Annotated in this window: 2 protein-coding genes; both read right to left on the bottom strand. The window is 66.9% G+C overall.

What is annotated here, in order from left to right; genetic code table 11:
- Positions 1-259: 259 nt before the first annotated feature.
- Positions 260-733, bottom strand: a complete 474-nt coding sequence (locus KY661_RS20600; RefSeq protein ID WP_225411838.1) for a DUF2269 domain-containing protein — start codon at positions 731-733, stop codon at positions 260-262.
- Entirely contained in the window at positions 730-14,139 is a 13,410-nt protein-coding gene (locus tag KY661_RS20605) for a non-ribosomal peptide synthetase (RefSeq protein WP_225411839.1), read from the bottom strand. Before KY661_RS20605 ends, KY661_RS20600 begins: the two co-directional genes overlap by 4 nt.
- Positions 14,140-14,163 lie beyond the last annotated feature (24 nt).

Raw genomic sequence — 14,163 nt, forward strand, 5'->3', positions numbered from 1 at the left:
AGCCGATGACCCCACCCCCGGCTCATCACCGCGATAACGGGTTAAACCCGTTTTCTACTCAAGTACCACCAACGCCGAAAATGTCGACCACATTACGAATCCGGCCCGCCGTTGCAAGTCACAAAACGCGGCACCGCAGTTCGCTGACGGCATTGATTTTGGTGTCAAATCCCCAAAGACCCGGTGTTCCATCCGGGGGGGGGCGAGAGACATGCCCATGAGGGGCTGACGCCGCACATCGCGGGCACGGCTACGCTTCCTATGCGGCTCTCGCAAGAACCATCAGGGCCATGGACCCGAAGGCGCACACCATCGTCAGGATGCCCCAGCGGAGCCACCTCTTCGTGAGCAGCAGGTATTCATCGAAGCGCTCACCCGAGGCGCCAAGGGACTCGGCGATGGCCAACTGTTTACCTTGAATGGGACGAAGCACCAGGTTCCAGAGCACGCCGGACAACATGAAAAGAATCTGCGCCACGGCGTAAGCGGGAATTGACCAGATCGGAATATCGCGAAGGTGGGCGATCAGGAGCCCGGTGACGACAAGCACCAGGGAACTCGGCATCAGCAGATACTTGTCGGTGATCAGCACCAAGCGCAGGGCATAAACAATCACCCGTGGCTCCCGGGTCCGGTCCGCCAGCAATCTCCAGATGGCGGTCACTGCAATGTCGCCCAGGAACGCCACAACGGCGAAGAGGTGCAGGAGTCTAAGCAGGACCTGGAAGCTCATAAGTCACGAGTACGGCCTGTCAGAAGCGTCAACAGGTGCCGGGCGAGGATCCCGACGTGGGGCTCCCGGATCAGCGTCAGATGCGAGCCTGGGACCCGGTAGGCCGTGCTGGAGCCCTGCGTGAGGCGGTTCCAGCCGAGCGTATCGTCCGCGAAGAGCGCATCAAGTTCAGGTGAGGTGGGCCCATCCCTGTCCTCGGCCCGGAACACGGCAAGGGGAACAGGCTGCCTGCGGCGTGGCTGATAATTCATTGCGTCCAGGGCTCGCGTGACGTTGAGGATCCCCATCACATGGCCTGGCTGCGCTCCGGCCGGAAGGACTCCGGCGGACTGAAGGCGTACCACGAAAGCGTCGAGGCGCTCGGCGTCGCCCATCGCGCGCACCTCGCTCAGCCCAAGGCCAATCTTGACGTTGAAGAAAGCCTCCATGACTCCGGCAAGGTGAATCAGCCATTGCGAGGTGTCCCAACCCTCTCCCATCGGCCTCGTCGCCTCCGGGTGAGGCGCCAGGGCGTCCAGGAGGGCCACGACGCCAACCTCATGCCCGCGAGCCTGGAGCTGTTGCGCGATCTCATAGGCGATCTGCCCACCCATCGAGTGGCCACCCACGAAGTAAGGCCCCTCGGGCTGTACGGAGAGAATCGCATCCGCGTACCAAGCAGCCATGTCCTCAAGCTTCTCGAAAGGTGGCGCCTCCCCATCGAGCCCGCGCGGCTGGAGGCCAAACACGGCGTATCCCTCCAGATGACGCGCCAGGGAGAGAAGGTAGAATGGCGTGGAGCCACCGCCCGGAACCAGAAAGAGCGTGGGAGGACGGCGAGCGCCGCTGCCCACGGGTTCAGAGGCCAGGAGCGCGCGGGCGGACGGCGTGAGCGGCACCAGTGGGGACACCGCCGAGGTGCCGCTCCGAAGGAGCTCCGCGAGCTGAGCGGGCGCCGGATTCCGGAACAGGGACACCAAGGGGAGCGGGCGCTTGAGCCGCTTCTCGACCGCGAGCTTCAGCTTGAGCGCAAGCAACGAGTGGCCGCCGAGTTCGAAGAAGCTGTCGTGGATCCCCACAGAGCGGGCGCCGAGGATCTCTTCGAACAACCGCACGAGTTCGAGCTCCATGGCGTCGCGCGGGATGCCGCCACTTGAGGTGACACGCTCCTCGGCAAGCTCCATCGTCCCCAGCGCGCGGAAGTCCACCTTGCCGTTGGGAGCATGGGGGAGTTCCTCCAAGAGAACGAACTGTCCTGGCACCATGTGCGCCGCGAGCTGCTGCTCCACGAAGCCCCGAAGCTCGGAAGCCTCCGGCTGCTTCGCGCCAGCCTTGGGTACCACGAAGGCCACCAAGCGGGCGTCCCCGCTCGTGCCGCTTACCAGTGCGACCGCTTCCCGCACGGCCGGATGGCGAGCGAGCGCGGCTTCGACCTCCCCGAGTTCGATCCGATAGCCGCGCAACTTCACCTGCCTGTCAGCGCGGCCGGTGAAGAGGATTGTCCCATCCGCCTGACGCCGGACGATGTCGCCCGTCCTGTACATCCGAAGCCTCGGGCCTCCTGGGAACGAGTGCTCGATGAAACGCGAATCGGTCAGCTCAGGCCGGTTCAGGTAACCGCGTGCCAGTCCTGGCCCGGAAAGGTAGAGCTCGCCGGGCAGCCCATCCGGAACAGGACGAAGCCTCCCGTCCAGGATCAGCGCCTTCATGCGGCGAATGGGCAGGCCGATGGGCTCGGTCGCGCCATGTGCGCCCACCTCCTCAGGCCGGCACCGGTGCGCGATCGCATCAATGGTCGCCTCGGTGGGGCCGTAGAGGTTCCAGACCTCCACGTTGCAGACGCTGAAGAGCTTCTTCACCGTGGCCGACGGCAGGGGCTCGCCGCCCACGCATACACGCCGGAGCGTGGAGACGCCTGCAAGCCCGGGCTCCTCCACCAACGCCGTCAGCAGCGAGGGGACCAGCTGAAGCACGGTGATTCCGCGCTCACGCAGCACGCGGACCAGGTGCTCCGTGTCCGCGCCAAGGCCGTGTGGCGCGAGCACGAGGCGGGCCCCGGCCATCAGCGGCGCGAACAACTCCCAGACCGAGGCGTCGAAGCTGAGCGACGTGCGCTGGAGCACGCGGTCCTCTGGACCGAGCGGCAGGGCCTCGTTCATCCACTCCATGTGGTTGGCGAGGCTTAAGTGCTCGATCAGCACTCCCTTCGGTTGGCCGGTCGATCCCGAGGTGAACAGGCAGTAGGCGAGCGCTCCGCTCCGCGGCTCGGACGAACCCTTTCTGGCCGCGTTGAGGACAAGCACCTCGGCCTCCGGGAACATCGGCGCGAGGTGCTCCTGAGTGATGACCACCCGGGCGCCGCTGTCCTTGAGCATGAAAGCCAGCCGCTCTCGCGGATACGCAGGGTCAAGCGGGACGTAGGCCGCCCCTGCCTTGAGGATTCCGAGCAGCCCGGCCATCATTCCCAGGGATCGCTCCACCGCGATGGCCACCAGCGTCCCCGGAGTGACGCCTCGCCGGACAAGCTCGTGGGCGATGGCACCCGCGCGGGCCTCGAGTTCATCGTAGCGGAGCGTGCCATCCTCGGCCTCGACAGCGATGGCCGCGGGTGTCTTCTTTGCCTGCGCCGCAATGGCTTCGTGGACAGCCGGGAGACGAGGCATCTCCTCGGGAGCGCTGGGGACGAGCTTCACGCGCTCCTCGGCGCTCAGCAACTCCGCCTCCGAGATCCTCGCCTTCGGGGTGGTGGTGAGGCCCGTGATGAAGCGGGTCAGCTGGCGCACCATCGCCTGGACGCGCCAGGCGTCGAACAGGTCGAGATCGTACTCAAGCCAGCCCCGGACTCCCTGACCCGTCTCTTCCAGCGAGAGGGTGAGATCGAACTTGGCGGTCCCGGTTGGCATGGGCACCGGCTTGACTTCGAGGCCCGGCAACTCCATCCCGTCCGGCTGCGCCGGTTGGAACGCGAGCATGACCTGGAAGATCGGACTGGTTCCCAGGACACGCTCCGGGTTGAGCTTCTCGACGAGCTTCTCGAAGGGGACGTCCTGATTCTCGTGGGCCGCGAGCACCTGGCGGCGCACCCGCTGGAGGAGCTCAAGAAAGGACGGATCCCCACCGAGATCGACACGGAGTGGCAGCGTGTTCACGAAGAAGCCGATCAGCGGCTCTGTCTCGGCGATCCGGCGGCCCGCGAAGGGCGAGCCGATGACCACATCATCCTGTCCGCTCACACGGCCGAGCCAGGCACCGAATGCCGCGAGGAGCGCCATGTAAGACGTCACACCCTCCTGGCGGCAGAGGGCGGTGAGCGCTTGCGCCACGCCACGGTCCAACTCCAGGGACTCAACCGCGCCACGGTGGCTCCGGACGATGGGCCGGGGCCGATCCGCCGGAAGCTCCAGCACGGCCGGGGCACCTGCCAGGGCGCTCCGCCAGTAGGCGAGCTGCTGATCACGGACATGTCCCTCGAGCCAGCTCCGCTGCCACGCCGCGTAGTCCGCGTACTGGATCGGGAGTTCCGGGAGTTCCCGTTTCTCTCCGCGAACCTCCGCCGCGTAGATCTCCGAGAGTTCGCGCATCATGATGCCGAACGACCAGCCGTCGGACACGATGTGGTGCATCACCACCAGGAGCACATGCTCTTGCTCGGCGGCCTTGAACAGGTGCGCACGAACGACGGGGCCGCGATCGAGCGAGAAGGGACGGGAGGATTCCTCCTTCAGGCGCCTGTCGAGCGGCGGCGCGCCGGAGCGGCGGAGATCCTCGGTCACCAGGGGAATGCCTCCCTCGATCAGACGGGCCACGGGCTGGCCCTCCACGAGCGGAAAGCAGGTGCGGAGGGGTTGGTGGCGATCCACCACCCGCGCGAGGCTTCGCGACAGCGCGCCCTCGTGGAGCTGCCCTCGCAGGGAGAACGCAATCGGAATGTTGTACGCCGCGCTGTCACCCTCGAGTTCCGCGAGGAAGCGCAGGCGCTCCTGCGAGAAGGAGAGCGGACGATCACCCTCCCCTTTCAGCCGCACCAGCGGCGGAAGCTGCGGTGCGGCCTCCTTGGCAGCGATCACCGAGGCCAGCGCCCCAAGCGTTGGCTGCTCGAAGATGGCGGAGAGCGGCACCTCAACGCCAAGAGTCCTTCGGACACGGCTCATGACCTGGGCCGCCAGGAGCGAGTGTCCCCCCAGCTGGAAGAAGTTATCCCCAATGCCGATCGGACGCTTCTCAAGCAACTCTTCCCAGAGCGCCGCCAGGGTCTTCTCCGTGGGCGTGCGGGGGGCCACGAAGGACGCGCGCGCCTCGTGCTCCTCAAGACGCGGCGGAGGCAGGCGCTTCTTGTCCACCTTGCCACTGGAAGTGAGGGGGAGCTCTTCCAGCAGGATGATCTCAGCGGGAACCATGAACTCCGGGAGACGCTTCCTGGCGTGATCGCGAATGGAGTGCGCGTCCACCGGACCGGCCGGGACGACATAGGCGACGAGGAGCTTCACACCGCCCGAGTTGCCCGCGGAGTGGACGATCGTCACCGCCTTCGCGACCCCTGGGTGGGTGGCGAGCACCGCTTCGATCTCGCCCAGCTCGATCCGGTAGCCGCGGAGCTTGACCTGGTGATCAATGCGTCCGAGGTACTCCAGGTTACCGTCCTTGCGCCACCGCACCAGATCTCCGCTGCGGTACAGCCGCGCACCGGGCTTGAACGGATGCGGGATGAACTTCTCCCGCGTGAGTCCCTCACGGTTCAAGTAGCCCCGGGCGACACCCACGCCCCCCAGGTACAGCTCGCCCGGGACGCCAATGGGAAGGAGCGCGCCGTGGCTGTCGAGGACATACCCTTCCAGGTTCAAGGCGGGCCGCCCGATCGGTGGGGCGCTGGGCTCGCCCTGCTTGCACTGGCCGAGCGTGCAGATGATGGTCACCTCGGTCGGGCCATACGCGTTGACGAACTGCACGCCAGGCTTGGCCCACGTGTTCACGACCTCTGGAGGGAGGGCCTCGCCCGCCGCGAGCAGAAGCCGAAGCGAGGGGTACTCACGGTCGGAGGGGAGCACCGCATAGGAGGTCGGTGGCAGCACCATGTGCGTCACCCGATGGGTGATCAGCACCTTGGCCAGCTCCTCTCCCGCGAGCAGCGTGTCCGCAGGGGCGAGCACGAGCCTCCCTCCGTTGGAGAGGGCCATGACAATCTCCCACACCGACACGTCAAAGGAGATCGAGGAGAACTGGAGCATGACGCAGTTGGAGTCCGCGCCGAGCTCGTGCCGCTGCATCTCGATGACATTCGCGAGGCCGCGATGCTCGAGGATGACGCCCTTCGGCTGCCCCGTGGATCCGGACGTGTAGATGACGTAGGCGGCATTCTCCATGCGGACGCCGCTGTCCGGGTTGCCGCTGAGTTCGGAGTTCGAGGGATCGTCGAGCCAGAGCGTGCTCACGTGTGGGACGCGCCACCGGGCCTCGGCGGTACGGGTGCTCACGAGGAGCCTGGCGCCCGAGTCCTCGAAGATGGTGTCGAGCCGGGCCTTGGGATACGACAGATCGAGCGGAACGTAGGCGGCGCCCGCCTTCCAGATCGCGAGCAGGCCGATGAGCAGCTCGAAGGAGCGCGGAACCGCCAGCGCGACCAACTTCTCGGGCCCAGCGCCCATGTCCATGAGCTGATGCGCGGCGCGATTCGCCCGCTCGTTCAGCTCACCATACGTCAACACCGCTCCGCCCAGCTCAAGCGCGATCGAGTCCGGCGCACGGCGCGCGTGCTCCTCCACGAGCTTGTGGACAGGGACCTCGCGGGCCGGGGGAAGCACACGCCCCTTGGCGAACGCGGAGACGGTCCTTCGTTCCTCCTCGGGGAGGAGCAACAGATCCGAGAGCCGCTTGCCTGGGTAGGCCACGGCGTCCTCGAAGACCGTCAGGAGGTGCCCGGCCATCCGCTCGATGCGATCCGGGTCGAAGAGGTCCGTGCCGTACTCGATCATCCCTGTCAGCTCGCCGGCCACAGGTTCGAAGATGAGCGCGAGGTCGAACTTCGCGGTCCCGAGCTCCAGGCTGAGCGGCTCCAAGTTCAGCCCCGGGAGGGCCACGCTGCCCTCGGACGCGTCCTGAAGCGAGAGCATGACCTGGAACAGGGGCGTCTGGCTCAGGTCGCGCTCAGCATCGACCGCTTCGACGATCTTCTCGAGCGGAACATCCTGATGGGCGTACGCGCCGAGGGTGGCACGGTGAACGCGGGCAACGAGTTCCTCGAAGGTGGGGTTTGAGGACAGGTCGATGCGGATTGGCAGGGCCCCCTCGAAACGCCCGATCACGGGCTTGAGTTCCGCGCGGTCACGGTGAGCCACTGGCAGGCCGATGACGATGTCTTCCTGGCCCGTGATGCGCGCGAGATAGGCCGCGAAGCCACTCAAGAGAACCTCGAGGCCCGCCACCTCCAGGCGATGGCTCAGCGTCTTGAGCCCCTCGCTGAGCCCGCGGCTGAGCGCGAGCCGTTGAGTGGCACCCCGGAAGCCAGGCTGGGGTGGCCGAACCCGATCCGCTGGCAAGCCCAGGGCTCCCGGCGCGCCATGGAGGTTCTGCCTCCAGTAACCCAGCCGCTCCTCCAAGGCTTTCCCCTGGAGTGAGTGCCGCTGCTCACGCGCGTAGCTCAGGAAGTCCAGGGGCAGCGCGGGAAGCTGGGCGGACCGTCCAGAGACGTGCGCGGCGTAGAGTTGAGAGAACTCCCGCACGAAGACGCGGAGCGACGCGTGGTCGCTCACGGCCTGGTGCATCGTCGTGACAAGGACGTGCTCGCTGTCATCGATCCGGAAGAGCCGTGCGCGGAAGAGCGGACCGTTGGCCAGATCGAAGGAACGCACCGCCTCCTCCACGAGGAGGCGGCGAAGCTCCGTGGCCGAGAGAGGACCGGGAACGGACAGCTCGCAGGGCACTTCGCCCTTCACCCGAGGCTCCTGCCAGACACGGCCGTCCCGCTCGACAAAGCGCATCCCCAGAACCGGATGCCGCTGGATCAGCCCCGCCAGGCTCTCCATGAGCGCGCCCGTATCCAGCGCGCCCTTCAGCCTGAGCGCCATGGAGAGATTGTGGACCGCATTGCCCGGGTAGAGTTGGTCGAGGAACCAGAGCCGCTCTTGCGAGAACGACAAAGCCGCGCGAGCGCTCTCCGGAGCGGGCTCGATTGCGGAGGGCAACGATGCCCGGCTGCCCTGACGCTCGTTGAGCGCACGGCTCAGAGGCGCAACGGCAGGGTTCTTGAGGAGATCCGCAACCCGGACCTCCGCATTCACAGCGGCGCTGATGCGCGCGACGGCCTGTAACGCCAGATGTGGATTGCCTCCAAGCTGGAAGAAGTCCTCGTGAAAGCCCACGGGGCTCCGCCCTAGCACCTGCTCAAAGGCCTGAGCAACGAGAGCCTCCATGGGCGTACGGGGCCCAGTAGCAGCCTCTCCCCTCCCCGTCTGGCCAGGCACAGGGAGCGCGCGGCGATCCCGCTTGCCTCCCGGCGTCCGGGGCAGCTCGGGGAGCGCCACAAACTGTGAGGGCACCATGTAATCGGGGATTCGCGCCGCAAGGAACGCTGGCAAATCCTCGATCCGCGCGGTCTCGGGCGTGAGGTAGGCGACGAGGCGCTGCTCCCGCGACGGGTCTCCGGCGGCAACAACCACGGCATCCAGGATGCTGGGGTGAGCGCATAGCGCACGCTCGACCTCACCGGGCTCGACGTGAATGCCGCGGACCAGGATCTGGCCGTCCGCACGCCCGCAGAACTCGACCGTCCCGTCCCAGCACAGCCGCCCGAGATCACCCGTCAGGAACGCGCGCACGGGAGGATCGATGCTGAGTTCGAGGAAGCGCTCAGCGGTGAGCTCTGGCCGTGACAGATAGCCCTCGGCAAGGCAGGCCCCAGAGACATAGATCTCTCCAGGAACGCCAACGGGAACAGGGCGATGGTGGGTGTCCAGCAGGTGGACGGCCGTGTTGGGGATCGGCCGTCCAATGGGGGGGAGCCCCGGCCAACTCTCGGGGTTGCCGGTGAGCTCATGCTCCGCGGCAACGAAGGCCTCCGCGACGGTGTATTGGCTGCGAAGCCTCTTCTTGCTGGACGAGAACCACTGGCGAATCGGCTCGGTGATCCGGAGCTGCTCGCCCGCAGCGATGATCTCCTCCAGGCCAGGCACCGGCCGGGGGGCGTTCACGGCTTCACGCGCGAGGGGATGGAGCGCTCCCGCAGGCAGGAAGAGGCGCTGGATGTGAGCCTCTTCGAGCAGCTGAACGAGCGCGTGAGGGGCGAGCCGGTTCGCATCACCGGCAAGCACCAGCGTGCCTCCCGAGCACCAGGTCGAGAAGAGCTCCTGGAGCGAGGCCCCGGTGTTGAGCAAGGCGTACTGGAGCGTCCGCAAGGGCCGGGACTGCGCGAGGTGCCAGGTGGCCAGGTTGAGCAGCGCCCGGTGCGGCATGGCGACGCCCTTCGGCTCGCCACCCGATCCAGAGGCGTAGAGGACGCAAGCGAGGTGATGGGGCTCCATCCGGGGCCGCGAAGCCTTCACCGCAGGTGCAGCGCTGTCATCCACCCAGATGACCTCGGTGCCGTGCGGAAGGCTCAGGCCGCGGTACTTCTTCTCCGTGATGAGGACGCGGGCCTTCGCGTCCCCGAGAACGGATTGGAGGCGCTCGGGTGACTCGGTGGAATCGAGCGGAACATATGTGGCACCGGCCTTGAGAACCGCGAGGACAGAAATCGGGGCCGTGATTGAACGCTCCAGGCAGATGGCCACTCGGACGTCCGGGCCGGCGCCCAGCGCGGCGAGCCGATCAGCAAGGGCTCCGGCCTCCTGGTTGAGCTGGCGATAGGTCCTCACCTCGCCGCGGTGCTCGAGCGCGGTGGCCTCGGGCGTCTTTTCGACCTGCCTCTCGAATAGCTCCAGCAGGGTCCGGCTGCCGTCCGGGCGCCCCGGCTGACCGAGCTGTGCGATCAGCTGCCGCTCCTCGGGGGACAGGAGGGGGACCTCCGAGATGCGCAGCTCAGGATCCTCGGCCACGGCCTCAAGCACCCGGACAAGGTGCGTGGCCATCCGGCGGATCCGATCCTCATCGAAGATGTCGGTGTTGTACTCAAGGAGACACGCAAAGGCGTCCTCCCGAGGCTCGACAAAGAGCGTGAGATCGAACTTCGACGTCGGACTCTCGGGCGTGGGGAGCGTGGCGCGAACGCCCGGAAGCTGAATCTCACCTCCGCTCTGTCCCTGGAGGGAGAACATCACCTGGAACAGGGGGTTGTGCGACAGGGCTCGCGGCAGTTCGAGCGCCGCGACCACCTTCTCGAAGGGAATGTCCTGGTACGTATAGCCGTCGAGCGCCGCCTTGCGCACACGCTGGAGAAGCTCCGTGAAGGACGGATCTCCGGAGAGATCGATGCGGAGTGCGATCGTGTTGAGGAAGTAGCCGACCACATTCTCCGTCTCGCGCCGGTCCCGGTTGGCCGTGGGCGAGCCGATCACGACCTCATCCTGGCCGCTGAGCCGGCCGAGGTATGCGGCGAAGGCGCTGAGGAGGGTCATGAACAGCGACGCGCCCGAACCCCTCGAGAGCGCCTCAAGGCTGCGGCCGATCGAGCCCTCAAGGGCGAAGGACAGCGTCTTCCCGCGGAAGCTCTGGCGTGTGGGGCGGGGGCGATCACTCGGCAGCGTGAGCACCTGGGGAGCGCCCCTCAGGGCCTGTCTCCAGTAGGCGAGGCCCTCCTCGGTCCGGCCAGCCCCGAGGCGCTGCTGCTGCCAGGCGACCCAGTCGGTGTAACGGTTCGGCAGCTCCGGCAGTTCCGGCCGTACACCGCTCACGAACGCGGCGTACGCGATGCAGAACTCGCGGAGCAGGACACCGAGCGACCAGGCATCCACGATGATGTGGTGCTGGTTGATGACGAGGGTGTGCGTGTCGGGCGCCAGCCGGAAAAGCCGGGCCCGGAACAACGGACCTGTCGTCAACGAAAAGGGAGTGGTGATCTCCTCGGAGATCCGCTGCTCAAGAAGTTCGGGAGTGACGTCCTCGTACGAGAGTACGGAGGAAGGGGGCGGCCCGATCCTCTGGACGGGAGTCCCCGCGCGCTCGTGGAAGGTGGTGCGCAGCGCCTCATGGCGCTCGACAAGGAGCGCGAGCGACCGGGTGACAGCCGCAGAGTCCAGCGTGCCGTTGAGCTGGATCACGAGAGGTACGTTGTAGGCCTCGGTGTTACCGCCCAACGCATCAATGAACCACAGGCTCTCCTGTCCCGGGGAAAGGGGCCCGTCACCTGACAGCTCAAGGCGGGGGATCGGCTCCGTGGAGCCGCCCTGCCCGGCGACTGCCTCGGCCAGCAGCGCGATCGTCCTTCGCTCGAAGATCGTCCGCAGCGGCAGGTCGATGCCGAAGGCTTCACGAGCGCGGGCGATGACCTGAGTCGCCTTGAGCGAGTGGCCGCCGAGCGCGAAGAAGTCTTCCTCGACCCCGATCCGCTCCAGCCCCAGCACCGCGCTCCAGATCCCTGCGAGGATCTCCTCGTGGGGAGTTCTGGGGGCGATGTGCTCTGTGTGGACCTGCTCCTGCTTGGCGCGAGCCTGGAGCGCGGCGTAGTCAACCTTGCCGTTCGGCGTGAGTGGGAGTTCGCCGAGGGAGATGATCTGTTTGGGGATCATGACCTCAGGCAACTTTTTCCCCAGGTAGCTCGCGAGGGCGGCAGCGTCGGGCGGGCTCTGGCTGGCGCAGACCGTGAAGGCGACCAGCCGGAGGTCTCCGTTGCCCAATACATCTTCCCCCACCACGGCGGCGGCGCTGATGCCCGGATACTCGGCCAGAGTGGCCTCGATCTCTCCGGGCTCGATGCGGACACCCCGGACCTGGAGCTGACGGTCCACACGGCCATGGAACGCGAGGGTTCCATCCGGAAGGAACCGCGCGAGATCTCCACTCGCGTACATGCGCGCCGTGGGCACTTCCGAGAAGGGATCGGGGAAAAACCGGTCGGCGCTCAGCTCCGGCCGGTTCAGGTATCCCCGGGTGACGCCTGCGCCGCCGATGTACAGCTCGCCGATGACGCCGGGGAGGACTGGCCGCCGCATGCGGTCCAGGATGTAGATACGGGCGTTCGCGATCGGCCTACCGATGGAGGGCAGCCCGTTCCGGCTCTCCGCGCCGACGGTGCCGGAGGTCGCGACGACGGTCGTCTCCGTCGGGCCGTAGTTGTTGACGAGCCGGAACGGAAGATCCGGCGGAGGTACGACGTGGAGCCGGTCGCCGCCAGTCAGCATGAAGCGGAGCGCGCAATTCCCGGGCCAAGGCAGCAAGAGCGCGGCCTCAGCGACCGCCGTCGGAAGGAAACTGATGGTGATCTGCCGCTCCACCAGCCAGCGCGAGAGCTCGGCGGGAGCCGCAGGCAGCTCAGGCGGGACGAGGTGAAGCGTGGCGCCTGCCGTGAGCGTCGGCCAGATCTCCCAGACCGCAGCGTCAAAAGCGACGCTGGCAAGCTGCGTCGTCCGATCCTTCGCCGTGAGCCCGAACGCCTCTGTGTGCCAGGAGACCAGGTTGAGCAGGTTCCGGTGCGAAACGAGGACGCCCTTAGGCGCTCCGGTCGAGCCGGAGGTGTAGATGACGTAGGCGAGATCCTCCAGGTGAGACGCTTCCCTCGCAGGCGCATCGGGCGCCCCCGCCTCAAGGGAGGCCCGCGAGATATCGAGCCGTGGGATGCGGGTGTCCGGGACGGGATCCGCGCCCGTGTTGAGAATCGCCGCAGGGGATGCGTCACCCACGAGATAGGTGAGCCGCTCCCGCGGGTAGTTGGGATCGAGCGGCATGTAGGCCGCCCCCGCCTTGAGCACGCCCAGCAGGCCTACCACCAACTCCACGGACCTGCCGATACACACGCCGACGATGGTCTCTCGTCCAGCGCCGAGCAGGCGAAGACGCCGTGCGACGCGATCGGCTCGCTCGTCGAGCTCACGGTAGCTGAGCTTCTGGCCGTCCGCGCCCACCAAGGCCAGAGCGCCAGGGGTATCGCGGGCCACTCTTGCAATGAGTTCGTGCACCGGGGCGCGAAAGTCAAACGTGCGGGGGTTTTGCCCCCACTCCGCCAGCACCCTCCGGGCCGCCTCATCCAGGAAGTTGATCTCGCCGATCGTCTTGGCGGTCGTGAGCGTCCCGAGCGCTACCTCGAGCAGGCGTCCGATCCGCTCGGCCGCCGCGCGCGAGAACGTGTCCTCCTGGTACATCACCCGCAGCTCGAGGGACTCGCCTGGGATGGCAACCACCGCCAGAGGGTAGTTGATGCGCTCGTGCGCGTGGATGGAGCTGATCTCAAGGCCGCTGCGCTCAAGGAGCGTCGACCGGTCGATCGGATAGTTCTCGAATACGAGGAGGCTCTCGAAGAGCGGGCGATCATGCGGTGCATCCGACCAGAGCTGGATGTCCGCGAGCGAGACGTAGCCATGGGGCTCGAAGGAGCTCTGCTGGACCTGCAGGGCCGACAGGAACGCGGGGACCGTCGCGGTGTCTTCTAGACGCGCCCGCAGTGGCACGGTGTTGATGAAGAGCCCGACGATGGACTCGGAGCCGGCCAAATCCGAGGGGCGGCCGGAGACGGTGACACCGAAGATGACGTCGTCCGTGCCCGTCGTCCGCCCAAGGACGAGCCCCCAGGCACCTTGAACGAGCGTGTTGAGCGTCAGCCGGTGCTCCTTGGCGAACGTTACCAGGCGAGCCGTGAGCTCGCGCGGCAGGTGCCTGACGACTTCTGGCTGTGCACCGGAGTCGGACTTGCCGGCTTGCCGGCGCTCCATGAAAGGCAGAGGCGTGGGCTGCTCGAAGCCGCGCAGCATGTCACGCCAGAAGCTCTCGGCCCGGGTAGGATCCTGCTCCTGCAGCCAGGCAATGTAGTCGCGGTAGGGGCGCGCCGGTGGCGGCAGGGCCTCCAGGCCCCCCGCGAAGGACTCCAGCACCTCACTCAGGACGATCGAGAAGCACCATCCGTCCAGCAAGAGGTGGTGGTAGGTCCACACAAAGCGGTAGCGCTCCTCGCCCAGCCGGAGCAGCGCGCACCGGAGCAAAGGCGGAGAGGCCAGGTCGAAGCCCCGGAGACGATCCTCGCGCAAGAAGCTCTCGATGCGGCGCTCCTGCTCTTCCCCGCTGGCGCCCCTCAGATCCTCGATGTGCCATGGAAGCTCTGCCTCCACCGCCACGACCTGGACTGGCTTCTCGAGCCCTTCCCAGAGGAAAGAAGAGCGCAAGATGGCGTGCCGCCCGAGGACGTGCTGCCAGGCCGCCTTCCACCGTTCGAGCGGCAGATTGCCTCGCACTTCACAGCTCAACTGCTCTACGTACATGCCCTCGCTGGGCTCCAGCAGCGAGTGAAAGAGCATGCCGTGCTGCATGGGCGCGAGCTCGTAGATGTCCTCAATCAACTCCGCCTCAGTCATTGCACGGTCCCCTCTGCTGCACCT

The sequence above is a fragment of the Allostigmatella hybrida genome, from assembly GCF_020103775.1.
In the GTDB taxonomy this organism is placed as follows: Bacteria; Myxococcota; Myxococcia; order Myxococcales; family Myxococcaceae; genus Hyalangium; species Hyalangium aurantiaca.